The sequence below is a fragment of the Roseateles noduli genome (assembly GCF_050626985.1).
Classification (GTDB): Bacteria; Pseudomonadota; Gammaproteobacteria; order Burkholderiales; family Burkholderiaceae_C; genus Roseateles; species Roseateles noduli_A.
Window position 1 is genome coordinate 3712997 of the sequence record NZ_CP192463.1, and the last position, 26341, is coordinate 3739337.

19 protein-coding genes, 1 tRNA gene, 2 pseudogenes and 1 riboswitch are annotated in these 26341 nt (G+C 70.1%); all 22 genes and pseudogenes read left to right on the forward strand.

Features of this window, described 5'->3' with window-relative positions:
* Positions 1–70 precede the first annotated feature (70 nt).
* Positions 71–1897, forward strand: a complete 1827-nt coding sequence (locus ACQ4L4_RS16185; protein WP_431099959.1) for a tetratricopeptide repeat protein — start codon at positions 71–73, stop codon at positions 1895–1897.
* On the forward strand, positions 1897–2478 hold the full coding sequence (locus tag ACQ4L4_RS16190) for a lipoprotein insertase outer membrane protein LolB (RefSeq protein ID WP_431099960.1): 582 nt from the start codon (positions 1897–1899) through the stop codon (positions 2476–2478). The genes ACQ4L4_RS16185 and ACQ4L4_RS16190 overlap by 1 nt, the downstream gene beginning before the upstream one ends.
* A 38-nt stretch (positions 2479–2516) precedes the next feature.
* Positions 2517–3599, forward strand: coding sequence for a 4-(cytidine 5'-diphospho)-2-C-methyl-D-erythritol kinase (gene ispE, locus ACQ4L4_RS16195; RefSeq protein WP_431099961.1), 1083 nt, complete (start codon positions 2517–2519; stop codon positions 3597–3599).
* Between the two features lie 38 nt (positions 3600–3637).
* Positions 3638–3714, forward strand: a tRNA-Gln gene (locus ACQ4L4_RS16200).
* Between the two features lie 67 nt (positions 3715–3781).
* The gene (locus ACQ4L4_RS16205; RefSeq protein WP_377160709.1) at positions 3782–4744 is read left to right on the forward strand and encodes a ribose-phosphate pyrophosphokinase; all 963 of its coding nucleotides are present in this window, start codon (positions 3782–3784) and stop codon (positions 4742–4744) included.
* 120 nt (positions 4745–4864) lie between these two features.
* Positions 4865–5482, forward strand: coding sequence for a 50S ribosomal protein L25/general stress protein Ctc (locus ACQ4L4_RS16210; protein WP_431099962.1), 618 nt, complete (start codon positions 4865–4867; stop codon positions 5480–5482).
* Positions 5483–5619: 137 nt separating this feature from the next.
* Positions 5620–6225, forward strand: a pseudogene (gene pth / locus ACQ4L4_RS16215) (aminoacyl-tRNA hydrolase); the annotation flags it as partial.
* A 235-nt stretch (positions 6226–6460) separates the two neighbouring features.
* Entirely contained in the window at positions 6461–6970 is a 510-nt protein-coding gene (locus ACQ4L4_RS16220; protein ID WP_431099963.1) for a hypothetical protein, read from the forward strand.
* Positions 6966–7234, forward strand: a riboswitch (cobalamin riboswitch). It overlaps the preceding gene by 5 nt.
* Before the next feature lie 125 nt (positions 7235–7359).
* Positions 7360–9348: a TonB-dependent receptor domain-containing protein gene (locus ACQ4L4_RS16225; RefSeq protein WP_431099964.1), complete on the forward strand. Its 1989-nt coding sequence runs from the start codon at positions 7360–7362 to the stop codon at positions 9346–9348.
* Between the two features lie 72 nt (positions 9349–9420).
* Positions 9421–10029 carry a bifunctional adenosylcobinamide kinase/adenosylcobinamide-phosphate guanylyltransferase gene (gene cobU / locus ACQ4L4_RS16230; RefSeq protein ID WP_431099965.1) on the forward strand — a complete coding sequence of 203 codons (609 nt, stop codon included), beginning with the start codon at positions 9421–9423 and terminating at the stop codon, positions 10027–10029.
* A complete protein-coding gene (locus tag ACQ4L4_RS16235) occupies positions 10026–11012 on the forward strand; it encodes an ABC transporter substrate-binding protein (RefSeq protein ID WP_431099966.1) in 987 nt (328 codons plus the stop codon). Before cobU ends, ACQ4L4_RS16235 begins: the two co-directional genes overlap by 4 nt.
* Positions 11012–12034: a FecCD family ABC transporter permease gene (locus ACQ4L4_RS16240; RefSeq protein ID WP_431099967.1), complete on the forward strand. Its 1023-nt coding sequence runs from the start codon at positions 11012–11014 to the stop codon at positions 12032–12034. Before ACQ4L4_RS16235 ends, ACQ4L4_RS16240 begins: the two co-directional genes overlap by 1 nt.
* Positions 12031–12969, forward strand: a complete 939-nt coding sequence (locus tag ACQ4L4_RS16245) for an ABC transporter ATP-binding protein (RefSeq protein ID WP_431099968.1) — start codon at positions 12031–12033, stop codon at positions 12967–12969. The genes ACQ4L4_RS16240 and ACQ4L4_RS16245 overlap by 4 nt, the downstream gene beginning before the upstream one ends.
* Before the next feature lie 64 nt (positions 12970–13033).
* Positions 13034–14428, forward strand: a complete 1395-nt coding sequence (locus ACQ4L4_RS16250) for a cobyrinate a,c-diamide synthase (protein WP_431099970.1) — start codon at positions 13034–13036, stop codon at positions 14426–14428.
* An 11-nt stretch (positions 14429–14439) separates the two neighbouring features.
* Entirely contained in the window at positions 14440–14901 is a 462-nt protein-coding gene (locus ACQ4L4_RS16255; RefSeq protein ID WP_431099971.1) for a hypothetical protein, read from the forward strand.
* Positions 14898–15230, forward strand: coding sequence for a DUF2149 domain-containing protein (locus ACQ4L4_RS16260; protein WP_377160685.1), 333 nt, complete (start codon positions 14898–14900; stop codon positions 15228–15230). The genes ACQ4L4_RS16255 and ACQ4L4_RS16260 overlap by 4 nt, the downstream gene beginning before the upstream one ends.
* Entirely contained in the window at positions 15227–19438 is a 4212-nt protein-coding gene (gene cobN, locus ACQ4L4_RS16265) for a cobaltochelatase subunit CobN (RefSeq protein WP_431099972.1), read from the forward strand. The genes ACQ4L4_RS16260 and cobN overlap by 4 nt, the downstream gene beginning before the upstream one ends.
* Positions 19435–21603 carry a TonB-dependent receptor gene (locus ACQ4L4_RS16270; protein WP_431099973.1) on the forward strand — a complete coding sequence of 723 codons (2169 nt, stop codon included), beginning with the start codon at positions 19435–19437 and terminating at the stop codon, positions 21601–21603. The genes cobN and ACQ4L4_RS16270 overlap by 4 nt, the downstream gene beginning before the upstream one ends.
* Before the next feature lie 83 nt (positions 21604–21686).
* Positions 21687–22256 carry a cob(I)yrinic acid a,c-diamide adenosyltransferase gene (cobO, locus tag ACQ4L4_RS16275; RefSeq protein WP_431099974.1) on the forward strand — a complete coding sequence of 190 codons (570 nt, stop codon included), beginning with the start codon at positions 21687–21689 and terminating at the stop codon, positions 22254–22256.
* A 153-nt stretch (positions 22257–22409) separates the two neighbouring features.
* A complete protein-coding gene (cbiB, locus tag ACQ4L4_RS16280) occupies positions 22410–23411 on the forward strand; it encodes an adenosylcobinamide-phosphate synthase CbiB (protein ID WP_431099975.1) in 1002 nt (333 codons plus the stop codon).
* A complete protein-coding gene (locus ACQ4L4_RS16285; protein ID WP_431099976.1) occupies positions 23408–24523 on the forward strand; it encodes a pyridoxal phosphate-dependent aminotransferase in 1116 nt (371 codons plus the stop codon). The genes cbiB and ACQ4L4_RS16285 overlap by 4 nt, the downstream gene beginning before the upstream one ends.
* A 155-nt stretch (positions 24524–24678) precedes the next feature.
* A pseudogene (locus tag ACQ4L4_RS16290) lies at positions 24679–26145 on the forward strand (cobyric acid synthase); the annotation flags it as partial.
* Between the last annotated feature and the right edge of the window lie 196 nt (positions 26146–26341).

A 26341-nucleotide genomic window follows, 5' to 3' on the forward strand; every position in this document is an offset into this window, starting at 1 on the left:
GGGTCCCTAGAATGGTCCGCGGCCCCCGGTTTGCCCCGCGAGCCTTCCCGCCCAGTTCAGGAGTCACGTCATGCCCGCCCTTGTGCGCCACCGCTGGTGGCTCTCCGCCGCCCTCGCCCTGAGCTGCGCCGCCCACGCCCAGATCTCGCCGTCGCCCCAGTCCGATCCGTCTCCCGCCCCGGCGGCCGCGGACGCGCCCGCCTCCGCCGCCTCCGCGCCCGTGGTCAATTCCGACCTCGACGCGCCGATGTTCTATCAGCTGCTGATCGGCGAGATGGAACTCCAGGGCGGCGAACCCGGCGTCGCCTTCCAGGTGCTGCTCGACGCCGCACGGCGCAGCGGCGACGAGGAGCTCTTCCGCCGCGTCGTCCAGATCGCGCTGCAGTCGCGCGCCGGCGACCAGGCCGTCATCGCCGCCCGCGCCTGGCGCGAGGCGATCCCGAACTCGGTCGAGGCGCATCGCACGCAGATCCAGCTGCTCGCGCTGCTGAACCGCCCGGCCGAGATCCCGCCGGTGCTGCGTTCGCTGCTCGCGATGACGCCGGCCGACGGCCGCGGCCCGCTGATCGCCGCGCTGCCGGCGCTGTTCCAGCGCAATCCGGAACCGGTGCGCATCCAGGAAGCCTTCGAGCCGATGCTGCGCGAGACCGCCGCGAGGCCGGAGACCCGTTTCGCCTCGCTGCTGGTGCTGGCGGAATTCGCCAAGAAGGCCGACCGCTACGAGACCGCGCTGATCCACGTCCGCGCCGCCGCGAAGGACTTCCCGGACCGCGAGGAACCGCTGCTGATGGCGCTGGAGCTGCTGCCCCGCCGCCCCGAGGCCGAGGCGCTGATCACCGCCGAGCTGCAAGCCAAGCCGGACAAGCAGTCGCTGCGCCTGGCCTACGCCCGCGCGCTGGCCCGCGCGCAGCGCCCCGGCGACGCGGCGCGCGAGTTCCGCACGCTGACGCAGCAGTCGCCCGACGAGCCCGGCCATTGGCTGGCGCTGGGCTCGCTGGAGCTGGACCTGCAGCATCCCGACGCCGCCGAGGACGCGCTGCAGCGCTACATGAAGCTGGTCGAGAAGCCGGACGTCTCGTCGCTGGCCGAGCGCGCGATTGCCGCCGCCGGTCTGGACAAGGCGGACCGTGAAGCGAAGCAGCAGGGTCAGTTGTTGCTCGCCCAGGCCGCCGAGATGCGCGGCGACTTCAAGACAGCCGAGAAGCGGCTGGCCGCGATCGAGGCGGCGCCGGGCAACCTCGACATCGCCTATCGCCGCGCCTCGCTGCTGGCGCGCCAGGGCAAGCTCGAGGAAGGCCGCAAGCTGCTGCATCAACTGCCCGCCGACCGCGAGCAGGACCGCCGCGCCCGCACGCTGGCCGAGTCGCAGCTGCTGCGCGACAACAAGCAGTGGCAGGCCGCCTATGACCTGCTCGGCACCGCGATCAAGGACGCCCCCGAGGACGCCGACCTGCTCTACGAGCAGTCGATGATGGCCGAGAAGCTCGGCCGCGCGCAGGAGATGGAAGCGCTGCTGCAGAAGGTGATCCAGCTCAAGCCCCAGCACTACCACGCGTACAACGCGCTGGGCTACTCGCTGGCCGATCGCAACGAGCGGCTGCAGGAGGCGCGCGACCTGATCTCGAAGGCGCTGAGCTTCGCGCCGGGCGAACCCTTCATCGTCGACAGCATGGGCTGGGTGGAGTTCAGACTGGGCCGGCTCGGCGAGGCCGAGCGGCTGCTGCGCCAGGCCTACGGCTCGCGTCCGGATGCGGAGATCGCCGCCCATCTGGGCGAGGTGCTCTGGGCCGCCGGACAGCAGGACGAGGCGCGCCGTGTCTTCGCCGACGCTGCCCGCCGCGATCCGCGCAACGAGGCGCTGCAGTCGACGATGCAGCGACTGCAGGTTCGTCCCTGATGCGGCGGCGGCAGTTCAGCGCGGGCGCGATGGCGGCGCTCGGCGTGGCGGTGCTCGCCGGTTGCAGCTCGGTGCCCAAGGCATCGGGCACGGACGCCGCGGCGCTGGCCGATGCGCCGCGCCTGACCGGCAAGTTCGGACTGATCGTCCCGGCCGGTGCCGGCGGCCAGCGCGGACAGAACGTCAACGCCAACTTCGAACTGCTCGGCGATCCGCGCCGTGGCCAGCTCGAGATGAGCACCCCCATGGGCAGCCTGGTGGCGCGCGTGTCGTGGCAGCCGGGCTCGGCCTGGGTCAAGACCCCCGATGGCGACCGCGCCTATGACGACATCGACGCGCTGACGCAGGAGCTGCTCGGCGAGACGCTGCCGCTGCAGGCGCTGTTCGACTGGCTGCGCGGACGGCCGTGGCCGCAGGCGCCGTCGCGGGCCGACGGCGAAACGGGCTTCCAGCAGCTCGGCTGGCAGGTCGACCTCCGGCGCTTCGACAATCAATTGATCTCCGCCCAGCGCCTCAATCCGAACGGGCCGGAACCGCTGGCCACGCTGCGCCTGAAACTCGACGCGCCGGCGTCGCCCTGAATCTCTCTGGCCATCCTGTCCCCACGTCCACGACGTCCATGATCTCCTCCCCCTCCGCGGCGCCGCTCAAGGCGCTCTACGACGTGCCGGCGCCGGCCAAGCTCAACCTCTTCCTGCACGTGGTGGGCAAGCGGCCGGACGGCTATCACCTGCTGCAATCGCTGTTCGTGCTGATCGACTGGGCCGACACGCTGCACTTCGAGCGCCGCGACGACGGCGCGCTGCATCGCCACGACCAGGGCGACACGCTGCCGCCGGACGACCTGTGCCTGCGCGCCGCGCGCGCGTTGCGGCAGGCCAGCGGCTGCGCTTTCGGCGCGGACATCCACATCGAGAAGCGCCTGCCCTCCGGTGCGGGCATGGGCGGGGGCTCGTCGGACGCGGCCAGCACGCTGCTGGCGCTGAACCGGCTGTGGGGACTGAACTGGTCGCGTGAGCGGCTGCTGCCGATCGCGCTGGCGCTCGGCGCGGACGTGCCGTTCTTCGTCGGCGGTCGCAACGCCTTCGTCGAAGGCATCGGCGAGGTGCTGACGCCGCTGGAGGTGCCGGAGCTGCGGCTCGCGGTGGTCAAACCCGCGGTCAGCATCGGCACCAAGGAAATTTTTTCCAGTCCGCTGTTGCAAAGGTCAGAAAGCGTGGCTATAGTAGCGGGCTTTCCTGCAGCGAACGGCCGACGCAGCGAAGGGATTCTGGTAACAGAATCTCAGAGTAACGAAGCCAATAGCTGGGGTGAACGAACAGATAGCCCAAAAGGCAATATTGTCCGCGATCACCAAACGTCGGAAATACTCGTTCAGCAGTTGTTTGAAGGATGGGGCAGAAATGATCTGCAACCTCCCGCGGAAGCTGCAAGCAACGAAGTATCGAAGGCGCTTGAATGGTTGCAGACCCGCTACGAAAATTCTCGTATGACGGGCTCAGGCAGTGCAGTTTTTGCTATAGTTCGACCCTCGCTGAATGCAATGCAGACAGCAGCGGAAAAGATAGATGCAGTTTCCGGCCTGGAGAGCAATCTCAAGGCGACACCGGAAGGTGAGTTCCAAAAACTCCCGGACGGTTGGGTCGGAAAAATGTGTCGCAGTCTGTCGGTTCACCCCTTGCGGGGCTGGGCTGAAGATTGAAGGTTGTAGGGTGCTGTTCTACGAACAGTGTCCGGTGTAGGGGAGTCGCCAAGTTGGTCAAGGCATCGGATTTTGATTCCGACATGCGAGGGTTCGAGTCCTTCCTCCCCTGCCAAATTCTCAGTTTCAATCCGGGACCCGCTGGGTTGGCCACCGGGCCATAAGTCTAAGGATGGCCCGCTGTGCTGCTCAATACCGTCCTCTTCACGGGTAACGCAAACCCGACCCTCTCCAAAGAAATCGCCACGCATCTGGGCCTCGAGCTCGGCAAGGCCGTGGTCGGTCGGTTCTCCGACGGCGAGGTGGCTGTTGAAATCCAGCAGAACGTGCGCGCCCGCGACGTTTTCATCGTTCAGCCCACCTGCGCGCCGACGAACGAGAACCTGATGGAGCTGCTGATCATGGTCGATGCGATGAAGCGCGCCAGCGCGCGCCGCATCACCGCCGTGATCCCCTACTTCGGTTATGCGCGCCAGGACCGCCGTCCGCGTTCGACGCGGGTGCCGATCTCGGCCAAGGTCGTGGCCAACCTGCTGGAGACCGTCGGCGTCGAGCGCGTCCTGACGATGGACCTGCACGCGGACCAGATCCAGGGCTTCTTCGACATCCCGGTCGACAACATCTACGCCTCGCCGGTGCTGCTGTCGGACCTGAAGGCCCGCAACTACGCGGACCTGGTGGTGGTCAGCCCCGACGTGGGCGGCGTGGTCCGCGCCCGTGCGCTGGCCAAGCAGCTGGGCTGCGACCTGGCGATCATCGACAAGCGCCGTCCGTCGGCCAACGTCTCCGAGGTGATGCACGTCATCGGCGAGATCGACGGCCGCAACTGCGTGATCATGGACGACATGATCGACACGGCCGGCACGCTGGTGAAGGCCGCGGAAGTGCTGAAGGAACGCGGCGCCAAGAGCGTCTTCGCCTACTGCACGCACCCGATCCTGTCGGGCCCGGCCATCGAGCGCATCGCGGGTTCGCTGCTGGACGAGGTCGTCATCACCAACACCATTCCGCTGTCGGAAACCGCCAAGGCCTGCGGCAAGATCCGCCAGCTGTCGGTGGCCTTCCTGTTCGCCGAGACCATCCGCCGCATTTCGGACGGTGAGTCGGTGACCTCCCTCTTTAGCGAGCAGAACAACAACTTCTGATCGCATCCTGAGTTCCGGCCGCTGTTCGTCAGGACAGCGGCCGTTTCGCGAAGGCGCCTGGTCGCGGGGCCTTCATCCGGAGCGTCAATCCTGGCGCTTCGTCCATTCTTGGAGATTGATATGAAATTCGTCGCTTTTGAGCGCAAGCTGCAGGGGACCGGAGCGAGCCGCCGCCTGCGCCACGCTGGCAAGGTTCCTGGCATCGTTTACGGCGCCGGCACCCCGGAAGTCATCGAGCTGGATCACAACGCGCTGTTCCACGCCATGAAGAAGGAAGCTTTCCACAGCTCCATCCTCGACATGGAAGTGGAAGGCAAGACCACGCAAGTGCTGCTGCGTGACTTCCAGATGCACCCGTACAAGCAGCAAGTGCTGCACGTCGACTTCCAGCGCGTCGACGCCACGACCAAGATCACCAAGAAGGTGCCGCTGCACTTCGTGGGTGAAGCCGAGTCGCCGGCCGTCAAGACCGACAAGGGCACCGTGAACCACGTGCTGACCCAGCTGGAAATCACCTGCCTGGCGCAACAGCTGCCCGAGTTCATCGAAGTCGACCTGAGCGGTCTGACGATGGGTCACTCGATCCACGTGAACGACCTGAAGCTGGCCGATCACATCAAGATCGTCACGCACGGCAAGCCGAACCCGGTGGTCGCGACCCCGGTCCCGGCCGCGGCGGAAGAAGTCATCGTCGTGGCAGCTGCCCCGGCCGACGACAAGAAAAAGAAGAAGAAGTAATTTCTTCCTCTCCGGACGCTGGCCTGACGAGGTCTGCGTTCGTTGCCGGGAGGCCCCCTTCGGGGTGGCTTCCCTCCAAAGAAGGCCCCGCTCGCGGGGCCTTCTGCTTTTGAGCTCGACACTGATAATCGCGCCCCATGATTCGTCTCTTTGTCGGCCTGGGCAATCCCGGCCCTGAATACGAGGACACCCGCCACAACGCCGGGTTCTGGTGGATCGATGCGCTGGCGCGCGGCCTGAAGGTCACGCCGCAGCTGGACACCAAGTACTTCGGCCTGGTCGCGCGCGTGAACGACGCGCCGGGCGCGTCCGGTCCGATCTGGCTGCTGCAGCCGATGACCTACATGAATCTCTCGGGCAAGTCGGTGGCGGCGCTGGCGCGCTTCTTCAAGATCGCGCCGGAGGAGATCCTGGCGATCCACGACGAGCTCGAGATCGCGCCCGGCGAGCTCAAGCTCAAGCAGGGCGGCGGCAACGCCGGCCACAACGGGCTGAAGGACATGCAGGCCCAGCTGGGCAGCGGCGACTTCTGGCGCCTGCGTCTGGGCATCGGCCATCCGGGCCACAAGGGCGAGGTCGCCGGCTACGTGCTGCGCAAGCCGCCGGTGGCGGAGCGCCAGGCGGTCGAGGACTGCATCGGCAAGTCGCTCGAGGCCTTCAAGCTGATGACGGGCGGTGACATGGCCAAGGCCGTGGCGCTGCTGCATGCCAAACCGCCCCGGCCCAAGCCGCCCAGACCTGCCCATCTGCCCGCCAATCTGCCGACGGGCCTGCCGCCCAAGCCCGGTGCCGCAGGCGCCGCGCCGACGGCTGGCGCCCCGGTTGCCGGCACGGTGGTGACCGCGGCCTCGACGGCCGCCGCCACGGCAGCCGCCGCAACCCCTGCCACTGCCACTGCCACTGCCACTGCCACTGCCCCTGCTCCTGTGCCTTCCCCGGCAGTTCCCCCTGCCCCACCCCCTATCCCCGGAGACTGACATGCCCGCGCGCGCCGCCCTGATCCTGACGACTGCTGTTCTGGTCCTCATGCTTGGCGCGGCGAACGCGCAGGACGTGCCCAAGGCGCCCCCGCAGCAGGAGCGGACCTTCGGCTTCTACCGCTGCGGCCCGGAGGGTCAGGACTTGCGCGACAGTCCCTGCCCCGAAGGACAGGGCCGCAAGGCCGAGGTCCCGAAGGACCCGGTCGATCCCAAGGAGGCCGACACCGCGCGCAAGCGCACGGCCGCCGAGACGCGCGACCTGGCTGTGCGCGAACGGGAGCGCGAACGCCAGTCGGCGAAGGCGCCGCCCAAGGCCGCCGGCATCGATGGCCGCCTGCCGGGGCAGCGCGCTGCGAAGCCGGCGAAACCCGCGGATCCGAAGAAGCCCAAGCCCAAGGATCCGAAGAAGCCGCCGAAGAAGAAACCCAAGGTGCCGAAGTCACCGGATGGCGCGCTGCAGCCCAAGCCCACGACCAGCGACAGCACCACGACGCCCGCAGCTCGCTAGAATGCGCGCCGTTGGTGCTCGCGCGGACATTGCGTCCGTGCAGTTAAACGGGAATCAGGAAGTGGTCGCATCCCCGATGCGCGAACCAACCTGAGCTGTCCCCGCAACGGTAAGTGGCCGCCGGTCGCGCGCCCGGGATCCTGAAGAGGGAACACCGGGCGGCAGCCGGCACTGCCTGTCCCCACGTCCACTGGCGCGTCTGCGCTGGGAAGGACACAGGCAGCGGCCACCAGCCCGGATACCGGCCAACAGGTGGCGTCTCCAGCCGATCGCGCGACGCGTCCTTCGTGAGCTTTCACAAGGACGATCCGACGACGAGCCGGCGACGCCGTTTCTCAGAGGCCCTGCGGGTGAGCAGGCGTCTGAACTCCGTCGTTGGTCCGTTCCTCATGCTTCCGTTCGTTTCGCGCGCGCGCGCTGGTGCCCGCTCGCTGCCTGCCCTCACCCCGATGGCGCTCGCCCTGTCGACGCTCCTGGCGTTCCCGGCGCTCCCGGCGCTTGCGACGTTCTCCACGGCCGCGGCCGCGCAGTCCGCCCCCTCCTCCGCTTCCGCCTCCCCCGCGACGTCCCCCGCGGCCTCCCCCACCGTCACCCCTTCGAGCCGGCTCGACGACGTCACCGTCACCGGCACGCGCAGCCCGATGAAGCTGTCCGACGTCGCGGCCGACCTGACCGTCATCAACCGCGACACCATCGAGCGCCAGGGCTTCGGCAACATCGCCGCTCTGCTGCGCAACGTCGCCGGCCTGCAGATGACCAGCAACGGCGGGCCGGGCAATTCGACCTCCGTCTTCGTGCGCGGCGCCGAGACCCGGCACACCGTGGTCCTGATCGACGGCGTGCGCGTGGACGGTCAATCCTCCGGCGGCGCCAGCTGGCAGAACCTGCCGGTCTCGCAGATCGAGCGCATCGAGGTCCTCAAGGGCCCGGCCAGCGCGCTGTACGGCTCCGACGCCATCGGCGGCGTGGTGCAGATCTTCACGCGCCGGGGGGCGGGCCGCACGCAGCTGGACCTCGGCCTCGGCGGCGGCAACCTCGGTCAGGTGAAGGCCGACGTCGGCATCAGCGGCGGCACGGCGGACTTCGACTACGCCGGCTCGCTCGCGCTCGACCGCGGCACCGGCTTCAACGCCTACCTGAACACGGCGGCCCGGAGCTACAACCCCGACGCCGACGGCTGGCGCAACTACAGCGGCAGCCTGCGCCTGGGCGCTCGCGTGGCCGAAGGCCAGCGCCTCGAGTTCATCGGCTTGAAGAGCCGCAGCAACGCCGGCTACGACGCCGGCAAGAACGCCGACGACCGCGGCATCACCGAGACGCTGGCGGGCAAGCTGAGCCTGAACTCCACCTGGTCCTCCGTGCTGTCGACCCAGTTGTCGGCGGGTCAGTCCGAAGAGAACTACGAGACCAAGCCGAGCTCGCCCTACCTGACGAAGACGCGCATCCGCAGCGCCTCGCTGCAGGGCTTCTACCGGATCAACGAGCAGCATCAGCTCAACGCCCTGCTGGAGCGTCGCGAAGATCGCCTGGTCAACACCGACCTCGTCGGCGGCGGCAAGGGCGATCGCGACCAGAACGCGCTCGGCCTGAGCTACCTCGGCACGCTGGGCGCCTTCAGCCTGCAGGCGCACGGCAGGCATGACGACGACAGCGAATTCGGCGGCATCGACACCGGCAGCCTGGCGGCGGGCTTCAAGATCGGCGGCGGCTGGCGCGTGACGGCCTCGGCCGGCAATGCGTTCCGGGCGCCCACGCTCTATCAGCGCGGCAGCGTCTACGGTCCCGACACGACCAAGGCCGGCGTGGAGGCACTCCGCCCCGAGCGCGCGCAGAACCGCGAAGCCGGGCTGGCGTGGGCGCAAGGGAACTTCGACTTCTCGGTCACGACCTTCCACAACCGGGTCACCGACCTGATCGCGTTCGGCGCGGCGGGGACCTGCCGCTCGACGACCGGCTGCTACAGCAACGTCGCGCGCGCGCTGCTCAAGGGCACCAGCCTCAAGGGCGGTGCGCAGCTGGGTCCGGTGAACCTGAGCGCCACGGCGGACTTCCTCGACCCCACCGACGCCAACAGCGGCCGGCAGTTGCAACGCCGCGCCAAGCGCTTCGGCACGCTGCGCGCCGAGACCACCCTGAGCGCCTGGACGCTGGGCGCGAACGTCGTCGGCTCGGGACAACGCTTCGACGACGCCGCCAACAAGACCCGCCTGGGCGGCTACGGCCTGCTCAACCTGGACGCGCAATACGCATTCGCGAAGGACTGGCGCCTACAGCTGAACGTCGACAACGCCTTCAACCGCGACTACCAGACGGCGAACTTCTACCAGCAGGCGCCGCGCACCTGGTTCGTCGCGCTGCGTTATTCGCCGTCGCTGTAATCCGACGCGGCAGGCCCAGGCGGTAAGGTCTGTCTCTCGGCGTCAATGCCTGGCTTTCACTGGAGATTCCGGATGTCCGCTCATCACCTGATCATCGGCGGCCAGCGCAGCGGCAAGTCGCGCCATGCGGAGCGCCTCGCGCTGCGCTGGGCGCGCACGCCGACGCACCGGGTCACCGTCATCGCGACCGCCGAGGCCCATGACGACGAGATGCGCGAGCGCATCGCGCGCCACCGCGCGGACCGACCGGCGGGCTTCGACACCCTCGAAGCGCCGCTGCGCCTGTGCGAGGCGCTGCGCGCCGCGGCCTCGCCGCAGCGATTGATCGTCGTCGATTGCCTGACGCTCTGGCTGACGAACTGGCTGATGCCGATGGACGGCGCGCCGCGTCTCGGCGACTGGCGCACCGAATGCGCCGACCTCCAGCGACTGCTGCCGCAACTGGCGTCGCCCGTCGTCTTCGTCTCCAACGAGGTCGGTTGGGGCGTGATGCCGATGGGTCGCGAGGTGCGCGCGTATGTGGACGAACTGGGCTGGCTCAACCAGCTCGTCGCGCGGCAGTGCGCCGAGCTCACCTTGATGGTGGCCGGACAGCCATGGACGCGGCCCGTCGAGGATCTGGACGGCGCCGGCCAGACCGCCGAGGCGTCGAACGAAGCGAACGAGGAGCACAACGGATGACGTCGATGGAACGCTGGATGCAAGGCGCGATGAGGGTCGCGGCGGGTGGCGCGAGGCTGGGGATGTTCGCGACGTTCGCGGTCTTCTCGACTTTCGCGACATTCGCGACGACCGCGATCGCCACGCCGATCACGCTGAAGGACGACCGCGGCCACACGGTCACGCTGCCCGACGTGCCGCGACGCATCGTCAGCCTGCTGCCCTCGCTGACCGAGACCATCTGCGAGCTCGGCGATTGCGCGAAGGTCGTCGGCGTGGACCGCTTCTCCAACTTCCCGGTGAGTGTGCAGAAGCTGCCGCGCCTGGGCGGTCTCGACGACACCAGCATCGAGGCGCTGGTGGCGCTGAAGCCGGACGTCGTGGTGCTGGGCGTCTCCGCGCGCGTGATCGACCGGCTGGAGGGCCTCGGCCTGAAGGTCGTCGCGCTCGAGCCCAAGAGCATGAACGACGTCCAGCGCGTGCTGGGCAAGATGGGGCAGATCCTCGGCAAGGAGGACGACGCGCGGCGGCTGTGGAACCGCGTCGACGGCCACATCGCGCAGAGCGCCGCGACGCTGCCGCCGGGCGCGCGGGGCGTCAGCGTCTATTACGAGGTCGACGCCGGCCCCTACGGCGCGGGCACGGCGTCCTTCATGGGCGAGATCCTGACGCGGCTCGGCGCGAAGAACATCATCCCGGCCGAGCTCGGTCCCTTCCCCAAGCTCAACCCCGAATTCATCGTCCGCGCCGATCCGCAGGTCATCATGGTCGGCCAGCGCAACGCGGCGGGACTGCCGCAACGACCGGGCTGGCCCGCGATCCGCGCGGTGAAGAACCAGCGGATCTGCGTCTGGATCCCATCGGAGTCCGACGTGCTCGTCCGCCCCGGCCCCCGCATGTCGGTGGCCGCGGCGCTGATGGCGCGTTGCCTGCGTGAGGCGGCGGCCGGCCCCGTGCCGCTGCCGACGGTGCCCTTCAACGCGCCGCCCGGGGGCATGCGCTGATGCGGCCCTCCTCCCTGCTCTCCCCCAAGACGGCGGCGCAGCTGACGGCGCTGCTGCTGCTCGGCGCCGCCCTGCTGGCGCTGGGCCTGGCCATCGGCAGCATGGGATGGAGTCCGTGGACGGAGAGCAGCGACACGATGCGCATGATCCTGTGGGACATCCGCGCGCCGCGCTCCATCGGCGCGTGGCTCGCCGGCGCGCTGCTGGCGCTGGCCGGCGCGATCGCGCAGGGCCTGTTCCGCAATCCCCTCGCTGATCCGTACCTGCTGGGCTGCTCCGCGGGCGCTTCGCTCGGCGTCGCCGCATTGCTCTTCGTCATGGGCGTCTCGCCCGCCGCGGCCGCGCTGGCGCTGCGCGTCGGCATGACCGGCGCGGCCTTCGTCGGCGCCATCGGGGCGGTGCTGCTCACGCTCGTGCTCGCGCGCGGCGTCACGCAGAGCCTGCGACTGCTGCTGGCGGGCGTGGTCGTCGGCGTGGTGCTGGGCTCCGGCTCCGCGCTGCTGACGCTGATGAATCCCGACATCCTGCGCGCCATGCAGGCCTTCATGCTCGGCAGCACCGGCTATGTCGGCTGGAGCGCGGTGCAGGTCATGGTCGTCGCGATGGGCCTGTGCCTGCTGGTCGCGCTCGGCTGCAGCCGCACGCTCGATGCGCTGACGCTTGGCGAAGACACCGCGCGTTCGCTCGGACAGCGGCTCACGTTGATCCGACTGCTCCTGATCGCCGCGCTCTCGCTCGCGACCGGCGCGGCGGTCGCGCAATGCGGACTGATCGCCTTCGTCGGCCTCGTCGCGCCCCACCTCGTGCGCAGCTGGGGACCGACCACCCACGGCGCGCTGCTGCTGCTCTCGGCGCTGACGGGGGGCGCGCTGCTCCTCGCCGCCGACATCGCCGCGCGCTGGGTCATCGCGCCGCAGGAACTGCCGGTGGGCATCATCACCGCCCTGCTCGGCGGCAGCTATCTGCTGTGGCTGATGCACCGGCGCAAGGCGCATTTCGGTGGCGCCGGAGGCTCGCGATGAGCGCCGCCCGTTTCAATGAGTCTGGACGACCCGCCGATGGCAGCGTGATCGACGGCACCGGCATCGCCACCGGCACCGGCACCGGCACCGGCACCGGCACCGGCACCGGCATCGCCTACGGCACCGGCATCGGCGCCGACATGGGCACTGGCGCTGGCGCCGTGGACCTCGGCCACGTGCCGTCACTGCGCATCGAACTGAAGTCACTGTCGTTAGGCCATCGCCCGGTGCTGCACGCGTTGACGCTGGCACCCGCGCCACGCGCGTGGACCGCCATCGTCGGGCCGAACGGCGCGGGCAAGTCGACGCTGCTGCGCGCCATCGCGGGCCTGCTGCCCTTCGACGGCGCCGTGACGCTGGACGATAAGCCGTGGACCGCGTGGCCGGCGAAGGCGCGCGCACGGCAGGTCGCCTGGCTCGGTCAGAACGAGGCAGCGTCCGAAGACCTGACCGCCTACGACATCGCGATGCTGGGCCGCCTGCCGCATCAGCCGTGGCTGGCGCCGGCCAGTGCGGCCGACCATGAAGCGGTCGAACACGCGATGCGGCAGACGCAGAGTTGGGACTGGAAGGACCGCGCGCTGGGCAGCCTGTCCGGCGGCGAGCGGCAGCGGGTGTTGCTGGCCCGCGCGTTGGCCGTGCGTGCCGGCGTGCTGCTGATGGACGAACCGCTGGCCCACCTGGATCCGCCGCATCAGAGCGACTGGGCGCGCATCGTGCGCGAGCGTGTCGCGGCGGGCGGCGCCGTCGTCAGCGTTCTTCATGAGCTCAACGTCGCCCTGCAGGCGGACACGCTGGTCGTGATGGATGGCGGTCGCATCGTCCATGAGGGCGCGCCGCACGACCCGGCGACACACGCCGCGCTGCAGCGCGTCTTCCACAACCGACTGCTGATCCTTCAAGTGCAAGGCCGCTGGGTCGCGCTCAACGAATGAGCAACACCGACACCGACATCGACGCAAGCACCACCAACGTCCACCTGATCCCGTTCCTTTCACGATGACTGCCTGCCCTGCCTTCCTGATCAGTGCTCCGGCTTCCGGCCAGGGCAAGACGAGCGTGACTGCGGCGATGGCGCGTGCGGCGCATCGGCGCGGACTGCGTGTGCGTGTCTTCAAGACGGGTCCGGACTACCTGGATCCGATGGTGCTGGAGCGTGCGAGCGGTCACACGGTCTACCAGCTCGACCTGTTCATGGGGGGCGAGGCGCATTGCAGGCAGCTGCTTGCTCGCGCGGCGGAGAGCGCCGACCTGATCCTCGTCGAGGGTGTGATGGGTCTTTTCGACGGCAAGCCGAGCAGCGCGGATCTGGCGGCGACGTTCGGGTTGCCGGTGCTCGTGGTGCTGGATGCATCGGCGATGGCGCAGACCTTTGCGGCCTTGGCGACGGGACTGGCGCGCTTCCGCGATGACATCCATGTTGCCGGCGTGATCGCCAACCGTGTCGGCAGTGATGCGCACGCGCGCATGGTGGGTGAAGGTCTTCCTGACGACCTGCCGCTGATCGCAGCGTTGAAGCGCGATGCAACGCTGTCCCTGCCTGAGCGGCATCTGGGTCTGGTGCAGGCCTTGGAGCTTCCGGACATCGACAGGCAGTTGGAGGCGTGGGCGGACGCGTGGGAGGTTGGCGCGCTGCGGGACATTTTCCAGAGCGGATCGAAGACCGACGGGCGGTGGCCCCTTTTCGGAGGTCAAGGAGGGAATTCAGTTGCCGGCAGGCAACTGAAGGAGGGACACGGAGAAAAGGGGCTACCGCCCGTCGGTCTTGCGCTCGATCGTCCGTTGGAGGGGCGGCGCATTGCCGTAGCGAACGACGCGTGTTTCTCCTTCATCTACCCGGCGAATCTTGATGTGCTGCGCGAGTTGGGCGCGGATGTCCGGGAGTTCAGTCCGATCACGGGCGAAGACCTTCCCGAATGCGACGCCTTGTGGCTGCCCGGTGGTTACCCCGAACTGCATGCGCGGACGCTCCGCGAGCATCCGCGCTTCTTCGGCGATCTTGCGTCGCACCTGGCAGCTGAGAAGCCGCTGCTTGCCGAATGCGGCGGGATGCTGGTGCTGCTTGACGAGTTGAGCGATGCCGACGGCGGTGCGCAGGCGATGGCGGCGCTGATGCCGGGCCGCGCGGCGATGCAGAAGCGGCTGGCCGCGCTGGGGCTGCAGACGATCGCCTGGCCTGAGGGCGAGCTGCGGGGCCACACCTTCCACTACTCCGCGATGGAGACGCCGCTCTCCCCCATCGCCACGGCGACCAACCCCAACGCCGGCCGCGCCACCGAGCGCCTGTATGCCGTCGGCTCGCTGCGCGCGAGCTACGTCCACCACTACTTCCCGTCGAACCCGGGCGCCATCGCGGCGTTCTTCGGCGGCACCGATTCATTCTCCAAGCGCTGAGCCCACCGACCATGTTCCTCGAATCCGGATTCGCCCACATCGCGCAGGCCCTGTTGTGGCCGGTGCTGATCCTTGTTGCCCTCGGCTTTGTCTACGCGTTGTGGACGGCGGGCGCCACGGTGATGGAGGCCGTGCAGCGCCGCCACCCCGGCTACCGTCAGTTGAAGGTGCATGCGACCAGCAACCTGGAGACGCTGGAGCTCCAGATCGTCCGCAGCCTCGAGGCGCCGCGCCTGCTGGGCCGTGTCGCCCCGCTGCTGGGCCTGATCGCGACGATGGTCCCGCTCGGCCCGGCGCTGCAGAGCGTCGCCGCCGGCCAGGGTCAGGCGGCGCTGGCGGTGTTCAGCTCGGCGTTCTCGGGCGTCGTGCTCGCGCTGGCGGCGGCCGCCATCGCGCTGGTCGTGTACTCGATCCGTCGCCGCTGGCTGCTGGCCGAACTGCTCGCCATCAAGACCGAGCAGGGCTGGGCATGAGCGCCGGCCGCCGCCTCTCCATCCTCGCCGAAGAGGATGACGACCCGATGCTGTCCGCGGTGAACCTGGTGGACGTGTTCCTGGTGCTGGTCGTCGCGCTGCTGACCGCCGTCGCGCTGCAGCAGCAGTCGCACGCGGACGAGACGGTGATCCGCAACCCCGGCCAGCCGGGCATGGAGATCGTCGTGCGCAAGGACGGCCAGGAGATCAAGTACCGCGGCAACGGCGGCAGCGCCGAAGGCCAGGGCGAGCGCGCCGGCGTCGCGTACAAGTTGAAGGACGGCTCGATCATCTACGTGCCCGAGGCCGGGGAAGCGCCCAAGCCATGAGGATCGCGTCCCTGCTGGCGCGCGGCCTTGCGGTCGCGGTCCTGTCGCTGTGCGTGCCGCTCGTCGCGAGCGCCGCGAACGCGTCGTCCCGCGTGCTGTTCCTCAGCGTCGACATCACGCCCGCCGCCAAGCATGCGCTGCTGGAGCGCGAGGGCAAGGCCCTCGGCTTCGAGGTGCGCCAGATCGAGTACCCGCTGCGCGGCGCGCCGGTCGACAAGGATGCGGCGCTGGATCGCGCGTTGCGCGAAGCGGATCTCGTCTGGATCGACATCCCGCATGCCACCGCGGAAGCGCGGCTGCATCAGATCCTCGACGCCGCACTGCAGCGCGCCGCCCTGCCCGCCCAGCGCGTGCTGTGGATTCCCGCGGGCGAGCCCGCCGCGAGCGATCGCAGCCTGCGCGCTTATCTCCAGGCCGGTGGTCCGGCCAACACGCGCGCGGCCTTCGCGATCGCGCGAGCGCAGCTCGATGGCAAGCACGCCCCCGACCTCGGCCCGCCGCAGTTGATCCCGCAGCGCGGCATCCACTATCCCGGCGCCCCGAAGCTCTTCGCCGACGCGGCGGAGTTCCGCGCCTGGGCTGCGCAGCAGGGACTGCGCGGCGAGCCCGTCGCGGTCCTGCTGCATCGCTATCACTTCGTGCAGGGCAACACCGAGTGGCTGGACCGCTGGCTCGCGATGTTCCGCAAGCAGGGCCTGCTCGCCTACGCCGCCTTCAGCGGTCAGCTCAGCGACAAGCCCTTGTCGGAGCTGCTCGAGCGCGACGGCCAGGTGCAGGCGCGCGTGATCGTCAACCACAGCCTGCTGCCGCAAGGCGCGACGCTGCAACCGACCTTCGAGCGCTGGGGCGTGCCGGTGCTGCAGACGCAGCCGTATCGCCAGGATGGCGCATCGGTGTGGGAAGGCAGTGAGACCGGCCTCGCGCAGGCCGACATCCCGTTCTACTTCGCGCAGCCGGAGGCGGCCGGGCTCATCGATCCGGTCGTCGTCGTCGCGCATCCGAAGCGCGGCGAGCCCGAGCTCATCGAGCGTCAGGCCGCCAGCGTCGCCGGCAAGGCCGCGCGCTGGGTCGCGCTGCAGACCAAGGCGAACGCCGACAAGCGCCTGGTCGCCTTCGTCTACAACTACCCGCCCGGCGGCAGCAACTTCGGCGCCTCGTTCCTCAACGTGCCGCGCAGCCTGGCGCGCGTCAGCACCGGACTCAAGGACGCGGGCTACGGCGTCACGCCGATGGCGGAGGCCGACTGGATCTCGGGCCTCAAGCCGATGCTGTCCGCGTACTACCCGGGCACCGATCTGCAGGCGCTGCTCGACGCGGACCAGGCCGAGGCGCTGCCGCTCGCGCGCTACACCGCGTGGTTCGACGCGCTGCCCAAGGCCGTGCGCGATCCCATCGTCGCGCGCTGGGGCACGCCGGCCAGCAGCCGCTACGTCCTGCGCGTGCGCGGCGAGCCGGTCTTCGCGATCCCGCGCCTGAAGCTCGGCGCGCTCACCGTGCTGCCGCAGCCGCCCCGCGAGGAGACGCTGCGCAACGGGCAGGACCCGTTCATGCATCGCAGCAAGACGCCGCTGTCGCACCACTACCTCGCCACCTACCTGTGGGCGCGGCAGGCCGACGCCATCATCCACTTCGGCACGCACGGCACGCAGGAGTGGGCGCCGGGCAAGATCCGCGGCCCCGACGTGATGGATCCGGTGTGGCTGCCGCTCGGCGACACGCCGGTGGTCTATCCCTACATCGTCGACAACCTCGGCGAGGCGCTCACCGCCAAGCGCCGCGGCCGCGCGCTGATGGTGAGTCACCGCACGCCGAGCTTCGCCCCGGCCGGTTTCAACGCGCAGATGGCCCACATGCATGAGCTGATGCACGAGTGGGAGACCGTCGATCCGGGTCCGACGCGGCAAGGGTTGGAGCGGCAGATGATCCAGCAGTTCGTCGAGCACAACCTGCATCGCGACCTGGGCTGGAGCGCCGAGCAGATCGCCGCCAACTTCAGCGGCTATCTGGAGCTGCTGCATCCGTATCTGGATCGGCTCGCGCAGAGCTCGCAACCCCAGGGGCTGGCGGTGTTCGGCGTCGTGCCCGACGAGGACCAGCGCCGCGGCTCCATCCTGCAGCTGCTGCGCGTGCCGCTGATCGAGGCACTCGGCGAGGACATCGACGAGGCTTTCCTCATCAACCACGAGGGCGTGGCGAAGGCGCGGCCGGCGCGCTGGCTGGACCTCGCGCTGAAGGACGCGGACGCGGCGAGCCATCTGGATCTGCGTCCTTCCGCCTGCATCGCGGCCGGCACGGCAGCGGCGGCATCGGCTGCATCCGCAGTCGCGGCGGAGCTCAAGCACGCAGCGTCCGCACCCGGCACCGCCGCGAGCGCTCCCCTTGTCACCTGCGGCGACGGCTTCGTCCCCAATCGCGCCGCGCGCAAGCCGATCGACCAGGCCGCGCTGTACCAGCTCGCGCTGCGCGCGCAGGAGATGTCGACGCGGCTCTCGACCGAAGGCGAGATGCCGGGGCTGCTGCGTGCGCTCGATGGGCGCTTCATTCCCGCGGCCTACGGAGGCGATCTGCTGCGCAATCCGGAGAGCCTGCCGACCGGCCGGAACCTCACCGGCCTCGATCCCAACCGGCTGCCCACGCGCCAGGCCTTCGAGGCCGCGCAGGCGCTGTTCAAGCGCTGGTACGAAGAGCAGGCCAAGGCCGGCACCGCGCCTCGGCGGCTCGCGCTGTCGCTGTGGGCGGGCGAGACGCTCCGCCATCAAGGGATCATGGAAGCGCAGGCGCTGGTGGCGCTCGGCGCCACGCCGGTGTGGGACGCGACCGGCCGGCCGACCTCGATCAAGCTGATGAGCCCGAAGGAACTTGGCCGCCCGCGCGTGGACGTGCTGCTGTCGATCACCGGCTCCTACCGTGACCAGTTCCCGGCGTTGATGAAGCTGATCGACCAGGCCGTGGCCGCGGCCGGCGAGGCGGAGTTCGACAACGCCATCGCCAGCAACAACCGCGCGATCGCCGGTGAGCTGCGCAAGGCGGGTTTGAAGCCCGCGCAGGCGCAAGCGCTGGCGCAGGCGCGCGTGTTCGGCAACCCGGCCGGCGACTACGGCACCGGCATCGCGGACGCGGTGCAGGACAACGGACTGAAGGGCCAGGACGGCCAGACCGATCCACGCCTGGGCCAGCTCTTCCTGTCGACCATGAGCCAGCCCTACGTCGACGGCGAGCCGCTCAGCGTGCCACCGGCGCAGGCGCGGCAGGCGCTCGGCGCGCACCTGCGCCACACCGACGCGGCGCTGATGTCGCGCAGCAGCCACCTGTACGCGATGGTCAGCAGCGACGATCCGTTCCAGTACCTCGGCGGCCTGGCCGCGGCGGCGAAAGTCGCGGGCAACACGACGGGCGTCGCCCTCCACGTGAGCCAGTTGCAGGACGCCGCCGAGCAGCACACCGAGACCGCCGCGCAGGCGATCGCGCTGGAGATGCAGAGCCGCTACCTGCACCCCGGCTGGCTGAAGGCGCAGCAGGCCGAGGGCTGGTCCGGCGCGCTGCAGGTGCTCAAGGCGGTGCAGTACAGCTTTGGCTGGCAGAGCATCGCGCCGGGCACCGTGCGGGCGGACCACTGGCAGAGCTTCTACGACGTGCTGGTCAAGGACAAGCACCAGCTCGGCGTGCCGGAGTGGCTGAAGCAGAACCCGCAGGCCTATGCGCAGGCGCTGGAGCGCCTGGTGCAGGCCGACCGCATGGGCTACTGGAAGCCGGATGCGCGGACGAAGCAGGAGATCGCCTCGCTGTACCGCGACCTGACGAAGGCGGCGCCGTTGAACAACGAGCTGGCTGCCGTGCGCCGCTGGACGGCGGATCAATTGCCGCAGGACGTGCCGGCCCTCCAGCCGGCGTCACCCGCCGCGCCGCAGCCCGCCAACAAGGCGCAGAAGCCCCCGGAACAGCGTGCGACTCCCGCCGCGCCGCCGGTTCCGACCGTGCGTGGTCTCGCGCTGCAGCGCGTGCCCGAGCCTCCGAAGCCGACACCGGCCGCGCCGACGGCACAGCGCCTCGAACAGGCACTCGCCTGGGTCGCCATGGCGCTGCTGATGTGCGGCGGCGCGATGTGGCAATCGCGTCGATCGGCCGCCTCGCGCTCGTTCAACCATCTGCACGGCGGCCCGTCGCCCTTCCATAACAACAACAACGTGATCCCACAGGGAGCCGCATGAACTCGAACAACAAGTCCACCGGGGCATTGACGGCCACAGCGACCACCGCCGCCGTCGCGGGCGCGATGGCGGTGCTCGCGGCCGCCGCGCAGGCACAGGGCGTGCCGCCGGCCGCCGCGTCGACGGCAGCGGCAGCGGCCGAGACCACGACCTCGCGCACGCTCGACACCGTCCGCATCAGCAGCCGCGCGCAGCTCGGCGAGGCCGAAAGCGCCTCCGAGGGCGAAGTCGGCATCGAGCGTCTGGCGCTGCGTCCGCTGCTGCGCCCGGCCGAGCTGCTGGAGGCGATGCCCGGCATGACCGTCACGCAGCACAGCGGCGACGGCAAGGCCAACCAGTATTTCCTGCGCGGCTACAACCTCGACCACGGCAGCGACTTCGCGACCTTCGTGCTCGGCATGCCGGTGAACATGGCGAGCCACGCGCACGGCCAGGGCTACATGGACCTGAACTTCCTGATCCCGGAACTGGTCGACAGCCTGCGCTACCGCAAGGGCGCGTTCAACGCGGAGGACGGCGACTTCGCGACGACCGGCGCCGCGCGCATCGGCTACCTGAGCGAGATCGAGCGCCCCTTCGCGCAAGTGACGGCCGGCCCCTACGGCTACCGGCGCGCGCTGAGCGCCGGCAGCGCGAAGGTCGGCGGCGGCTGGTCGTTGCTGGGTGCGGTCGAGGGCAGCGTCTACGACGGCCCGTGGGACCAGGCCGAGGACCTGCATCGCCGCAACGCCGTGCTGCGTCTGACACGCGGCGACGAGCGCAACGGCGCACACGTCGACCTGCTGAGCTACAGCGCCGCCTGGCGCGCCAGCGAGCACGTGCCCGAGCGCGCCATCGACAGCGGCGAGATCGGCCGCTACGGCACGCTGCTGGCCAACGACGGCGGCCGCACGCACCGCCACAGTCTGAGCGGCGGATTCGCCTACAACCAGGGCAGCGGCCAGTGGACCGCCGACGCCTGGGTGGTGGACTACGCGCTGAACCTGTTCTCCGCGCCGTCCGGCTTCATCAACGGCCCCGACGGCGACCAGCACGAGCAGGCCGATCACCGCAAGCTCTGGGGCGGCTCGCTGAAGCACCAGCTGCCCGCCGCGTGGCTGCCCGCCGATCAGCAACTGACCTGGGGCCTGCAATGGCGCCACGACAAGATCGGCACGCTCGGCCTGTACGACACCGTCGACCGCGTGCGCACGCACACCGTGCGCGAGGACCGCGTCAGCCAGGACAACGCGGGCGTCTTCGTCGAGCTCGGCAGCCGCTGGACCGACTGGCTGCGCAGCACCGTGGGCGCGCGCTGGGACACGATGCGCGCGACGGTCTCGCCGACCGCGGGCGAGTTCAACATGGACAACGGCGGCAAGGCGAGCCAGTCGCAGTTCAGCCCGAAGCTCGGCCTGATCGCGCGCGTCGCGGCGGACACCGAGGTCTACCTGCATTGGGCACGGGCCTTCCGCTCGAACGATGCGCGCGGCGCGACCTCGACGACGAATCCCGCCGACGGCAGCGAGGTCGATCGCCTGCCGCTGCTGGCGCGCACCAAGAGCACGGAACTGGGTCTGCGCACCAAGCCCGTCACGGGTTGGACCACCAGTCTGGCGCTGTGGCAGGCCAACCTCGCCTCGGAGCTGGTCTTCGTCGGCGACGAGGGGGTGACCGAAGCGCGCGGCGCGTCCAAGCGCGTGGGGCTGGAATGGTCCAACGACGTGCAGGTCGGCCGCGACTGGCTGATCGACGCGGACGTGGCCTGGTCCCGTGCCCGTTTCGTCGAGGCGACCGAGACCGAGTTCGGCTGCGGCAAGCGCGTGCCCAACGCGGTGCCGTGGTCCGCGTCGATGTCGGCCAACTGGGCGCCGGCGGGCCCGTGGTCCAGCGGCTTCAAGCTGCGGTACCTGGGCGCCTACGCGCTCGAGGAGACCGGCACGCAGAAGTCCAAGGCCGTGTTCACCGCCAACTGGCGTCTGGGCTACCAGCTCAGCGATCGCTGGCAGCTCGGCCTGGACGTGCTGAACCTCTTCGACACCAAGGCCAACGACATCGAGTACTGGGGCGCCGCCTGCACCCGGGCCGAGGGCGCGGGCTGCAACAACGGCGAAGGCATCAACGGACGCCTCGTGCATCCAATGGAGCCGCGCACCTTCCGCCTCAGCCTGCGCGCGCGGATCTGAAGAGGCTTCTGCACTTCCACGGCCGCTGGCCCTCACCCCTGCCCTCTCCCGCAAGCGGGAGAGAGAGAAAGAAGAGCACTGACATGGAAATCGAAAAACCGCCCGTCGACCGGGTGCGCATCATTCCCGACGGCGAACGCCGCGGGCTGGTGATCGTCCACACCGGCAACGGCAAGGGCAAGAGCACGGCGGCCTTCGGGCTGGCGCTGCGCGCGCATGGGCGCGGCAAGCCGGTCCACATCTACCAGTTCATGAAGGTGCCGAGCGCGCGCTTCGGCGAGCACCGGCTGTTCGAGCAGATCGGCGTGCCCATCGAGGGTCTGGGCGACGGGTTCTCGTGGAAGAGCAAGGACCTGGACCATTCGGCGCAGCTCGCGCGCGACGGCTGGGAGCGGGCGAAGGCCACCATCCTGGCCGGCGATCACTTCCTCGTCGTGCTGGACGAGATCATGTATCCGCTGCGCTACGGGTGGCTGCCGCTGGAGCCGGTGCTGGAGACGCTGCGCGAGCGGCCGTCGCAGGTGCACGTCTGCCTCACCGGGCGCAATGCGCCTCAGGAATTGATGGATCTGGCAGACACGGTGACGGAAATGACAATGGTGAAACATCACTTCAAGGCAGGAGTGCCGGCCCAGCGAGGAATCGAAGACTGACGAGGACGCTCATGACGGCAGAATCCGCCCACTCGTCGTTGCAAATGCTCGCAGTAGCGCCGCTACTGCTCCGCTTTGCGCCTAGATTGGACGGATTCCGCCGCCCTGCTCGCCCTCGTCAGCGCGCTTGCTGACATCCTTCTTGTGAACTCCATGTCCTGGCTGCTCGCCCTCGCGATCCCCATCGCACTGCTGCTCGACCGCTGCTTCGGCGAGCCGCCCGCCGCCGTGCATCCGGTCGTCGGCATGGGTCGTTTCCTCGGGCTCTTCGGGGACCGGCTGTGCGGGATGTCGCCGAAGGCCGCGTTCATCGGCGGCGCGCTCGTCTGGACCGCGGGCATCACGCTGTCCGCCGTCACCGCGTGGGCGATCGAACGCGCCGTCATCGCGGGCCTTGAACCGTGGTTCGGCGGCTGGCGACTCGCCGTCGCCGCGCTGCTGATGGGACTCGCGCTGAAGCCGATGCTCGCGTGGCGCATGCTGCGCGACGAGGTCGCCGCCGTGGAGACCGCGCTGGCGCGCTCGCTCGACGAGGGCCGCGCGCAGCTGTCGCGTCTGGTCAGCCGCGATACGACGCAGCTCTCCGCGCTGGAGGTCCGCGAGACCGCGATCGAGACGCTCGCCGAGAACCTCAACGACTCCGTCATCGCGCCGCTGTTCTGGTTCATGGTCGCCGGCCTGCCGGGTGCGGCGGTCTACCGCTTCGCCAACACGGCCGACGCGATGTGGGGCTATCGCGGCCGTTGGGAATGGGCCGGCAAGTGGGCCGCGCGCGCCGACGACGTGTTGTCATGGATCCCGGCGCGCCTGACCGGACTGGCGATCGTCGCGCTGCGTCCCGCGCTGCTCGCGCCGCTGTTGCGCGAGGCCACGCGCACACCCTCGCCCAACGGCGGCTGGCCGATGGGCGCGATGGCACTGCGGCTCGGCCGCGCGCTGAGCAAGCCCGGGCACTACCGGCTCAATCCGTCCGGTGGCGCCGTCGCCGCCGAGGACATGGTCACCGCCCAACGGCTCGCCGCCCGCGCGATGCTGGGCCTCGCCGCGCTGCTCGCGCTCGGTGCCGCCGCCCTGCGCGGCGGGCTCACCTTCGTCTTCCTGCTCGGCATCGGTACCGGCATCGACGTGGCTTCGAGCGTCGGGAGCGCGCGATGAACCGCCTTCCCACCTTCACGCACGGCGGCACCGACGCAGGTCCGCCGGTGCGTCACGACTTCTCGACCAACGCCCACCCGCTCGGCCCGCCGCCGGCGGCGCTCGACGCGGTGCTGCGCGCCGATCGGCTGCGTTACCCCGACCCGGCCTACGCCGCGCTGCGCGCCCGCCTGGGCGACTGGCACGGCGTGGAGCCCGAACGCGTGCTGCCCGCCTCCGGCGGCTCGGAAGCCATCCGCCGCCTGACGCTCGCCGCAATGCTGTCGGGCGTCACGCGTGTCTGCGTGCCGCAGCCCGGCTTCGGCGACTACGCGGCGGCCGCCCACGCGCTCGGCCTGCAGGTGACCGGCTACGACGACGCGTTCGAGCTCGCCGACGCGCTGACCCTGCCCTCGCTGGTGTGGGTCTGCGATCCCAACAATCCCACCGGCGCGAGCTTCGGCCCCTCCGAATGGACGGCCGTGGCGCTGGCGCTCGGACAGAGCGGCTCGCAGCTCGTCGTCGACCAGGCCTACGACGCGCTGCGCCTGGCCGGCAGCTGCGCGCTCCCGCAGCCCATCGCCGACGGGGCCTGGCGGCTGGTCTGTCCCAACAAGGCCTTCGGACTGACCGGCGTCCGCGGCGCCTACCTGATCGGTCCGCGCGACGGCCTCTGGATCGATCGCGTCGAGGAGCTCGCACCGAGCTGGGTGCTGTCGTCCGAGGGTCAGGCCTTGCTCGAAGCCTGGACCACGCCGTCCATCCGCAACGAACTCGAAGCCTCGCTGCCGCTGCTGCGCGAGTGGCGCGAAGCGCAGTGGGCGCGCATGGCAGCGATGGGCTTCGACCAGATCGACGGCGGCACCGCCAACTTCTGGCTGGCCGCCCTGCCGTCGCCGTGGCACGGCATGCCGGAGCCGCTGCTCGAAGGGCTGCGCGCGATGGGCATCAAGCTGCGCGATGCGACGTCCTTCGGCCTGCCGGGGCTCGTGCGCGTGTCGGTGCAGGCGCCGGAGGCCGTCGACGCGCTGGCCGCCGCGATGCTCACCTTCGGCGGCCACACGCCGCTGCCGGCGCCGCCGTCGCGCCATGGGGCGTTCGACACGACCCATCCGTTTGGAGAAACGCTGTGAGCAGTCCTGCGTCGGATGACGTCACCCGGGCCGCCAAGCGCGGGCTCTCCACGGGGCATGGGGGATCCCTCCAGGACCCCCAAGCCCCATTCCGGCCCCAGGGTGACTCGCTGACCGCGGATGGAGCGTCCGGGGGGCGTCGGGGGCGGGCCGTCATGGTGCTGGGCACCACGAGCGGCGCAGGCAAGAGCTTCCTCACCACGGCGCTGTGCCGCTGGTATGCGCGGCAGGGCCTGCGCGTCGCGCCGTACAAGGCGCAGAACATGAGCAACAACGCGCGCGTGGTGCCAGGTCTTGATGGTCGGCAGGGCGAGATCGGCTCGGCCCAGTACTTCCAGGCGCTGGCCGCCCGCGCACGGCCCGACGTGCGCATGAACCCGGTGCTGTTGAAGCCGGAGAAGGACACCGCCTCGCAGGTCGTCGTGATGGGCGAGGTCGACGAGGCGCTCAGCCGCGCGCCGTGGCGCGAACGCAGCGAGGCGCTGTGGACACGCGCACGCGGCGCGCTGCACGAGCTGCTCGACGAGAACGACGTCGTCGTCATCGAGGGCGCCGGCTCGCCCGCCGAGATCAACCTGCACAGCAGCGACTACGTGAACATGCGCACCGCGCGCGAGGCCGGCGCCGCCTGCCTGCTGGTCACCGACATCGACCGCGGCGGCGCCTTCGCCCATCTGTACGGCACGCACGCGCTGCTGCCGGCGGACGAGCGCGCGCTGATCCGCGGCTTCGTGCTGAACCGCTTCCGCGGCGACGCCGCGCTGCTGTCGCCCGGTCCGGAGATGCTGCAGCAGATGACCGGCGTGCCCACGCTCGCGACGCTGCCGATGTGGCGCGGCCACGGGCTGCCCGAGGAGGACGGCGTCTTCGACGACCGCACGACCGGCGGTCTGGGCACGGGTGGCGTCCATGGCGGCGGACACGGCGTGATCCGCGTCGCCGTGATCGCCTATCCGCGGTTGTCCAACCTCGACGAGTTCCAGCCGCTGCGCAACCTACCCGACGTGCGCCTGAGCTGGGTCCGCACGCCGGCCGAGCTCGACGGCGTGGACTGGATCATCCTGCCGGGGTCGAAGGCGGTGGCGTCCGACCTCGCCTGGCTGCGCGCGCAGCGGCTCGACGTCGCGGTCGCGGCGCACGCGGCCGCCGGCGGGCGGGTGCTGGGCATCTGCGGCGGCCTGCAGATGCTGGGCGAGGCGCTGGTCGATCCGCACGGGCTCGACGGCAACGCGCCGGGCCTGGGCCTGCTGCCGCTGGTGACGCTGTTCGAGCGCGAGAAGCTGCTGCGCGAGGCCGAATGCCGCTTCGCGCCGTCGCTGGATGCGCCGTGGTCGTCGCTCAATGGCGAAGCGGCGCGCGGCTACGAGATCCACCATGGCCGCACGGCGCAGCACCCCGGACTGCCCGCGGCGCGGCCGGTGCTGTTCGACGGCCTGGGCGAGCCGGTCGGCTGGCAGCACGGGCCGGTGCTCGGCCACTACCTGCACGGCCTGTTCGAGGACGACCGCGTGCTGGCCGCGCTGTTCGAGCGGCCGGCACGTCCGCTCGATCAGGTCTTCGACGAGTTGGCCGACTACATCGACCGCCACTTCGCGCCCGGCGTGCTGATGGGCCTGCTGTCGCCGTCGCCGCCTCCTTCACCGGCGCCGTCACCGTCTGCATCGGCATCGGCATCCACCTCGTCGTCGTCGCCATCGCCATCGCCATCGCCATCGCCATCGCCATCGTCGTCGTCGCCATCGCCATCGCCATCGCCGTCGTCGACGTTGTCGCCATCGACGCAGCCGTCTCCTCCTTCCCTCTGATGTCCCGAGAAGT

Coding starts and splice junctions, on each gene's coding strand:
- ACQ4L4_RS16220 (WP_431099963.1), top strand. CDS start 6,461: ATGCCCGCGCGCGCCGCCCTGATCCTGACGACTGCTGTTCTGGTCCTC.
- ACQ4L4_RS16225 (WP_431099964.1), top strand. CDS start 7,360: ATGCTTCCGTTCGTTTCGCGCGCGCGCGCTGGTGCCCGCTCGCTGCCT.
- ACQ4L4_RS16270 (WP_431099973.1), top strand. CDS start 19,435: ATGAACTCGAACAACAAGTCCACCGGGGCATTGACGGCCACAGCGACC.
- ACQ4L4_RS16245 (WP_431099968.1), top strand. CDS start 12,031: ATGAGCGCCGCCCGTTTCAATGAGTCTGGACGACCCGCCGATGGCAGC.
- cobN (WP_431099972.1), top strand. CDS start 15,227: ATGAGGATCGCGTCCCTGCTGGCGCGCGGCCTTGCGGTCGCGGTCCTG.
- cobO (WP_431099974.1), top strand. CDS start 21,687: ATGGAAATCGAAAAACCGCCCGTCGACCGGGTGCGCATCATTCCCGAC.
- ACQ4L4_RS16255 (WP_431099971.1), top strand. CDS start 14,440: ATGTTCCTCGAATCCGGATTCGCCCACATCGCGCAGGCCCTGTTGTGG.
- ACQ4L4_RS16210 (WP_431099962.1), top strand. CDS start 4,865: ATGAAATTCGTCGCTTTTGAGCGCAAGCTGCAGGGGACCGGAGCGAGC.
- ACQ4L4_RS16190 (WP_431099960.1), top strand. CDS start 1,897: ATGCGGCGGCGGCAGTTCAGCGCGGGCGCGATGGCGGCGCTCGGCGTG.
- ACQ4L4_RS16250 (WP_431099970.1), top strand. CDS start 13,034: ATGACTGCCTGCCCTGCCTTCCTGATCAGTGCTCCGGCTTCCGGCCAG.
- ACQ4L4_RS16260 (WP_377160685.1), top strand. CDS start 14,898: ATGAGCGCCGGCCGCCGCCTCTCCATCCTCGCCGAAGAGGATGACGAC.
- cobU (WP_431099965.1), top strand. CDS start 9,421: ATGTCCGCTCATCACCTGATCATCGGCGGCCAGCGCAGCGGCAAGTCG.
- ispE (WP_431099961.1), top strand. CDS start 2,517: ATGATCTCCTCCCCCTCCGCGGCGCCGCTCAAGGCGCTCTACGACGTG.
- ACQ4L4_RS16185 (WP_431099959.1), top strand. CDS start 71: ATGCCCGCCCTTGTGCGCCACCGCTGGTGGCTCTCCGCCGCCCTCGCC.
- ACQ4L4_RS16285 (WP_431099976.1), top strand. CDS start 23,408: ATGAACCGCCTTCCCACCTTCACGCACGGCGGCACCGACGCAGGTCCG.
- ACQ4L4_RS16235 (WP_431099966.1), top strand. CDS start 10,026: ATGACGTCGATGGAACGCTGGATGCAAGGCGCGATGAGGGTCGCGGCG.
- cbiB (WP_431099975.1), top strand. CDS start 22,410: ATGTCCTGGCTGCTCGCCCTCGCGATCCCCATCGCACTGCTGCTCGAC.
- ACQ4L4_RS16240 (WP_431099967.1), top strand. CDS start 11,012: ATGCGGCCCTCCTCCCTGCTCTCCCCCAAGACGGCGGCGCAGCTGACG.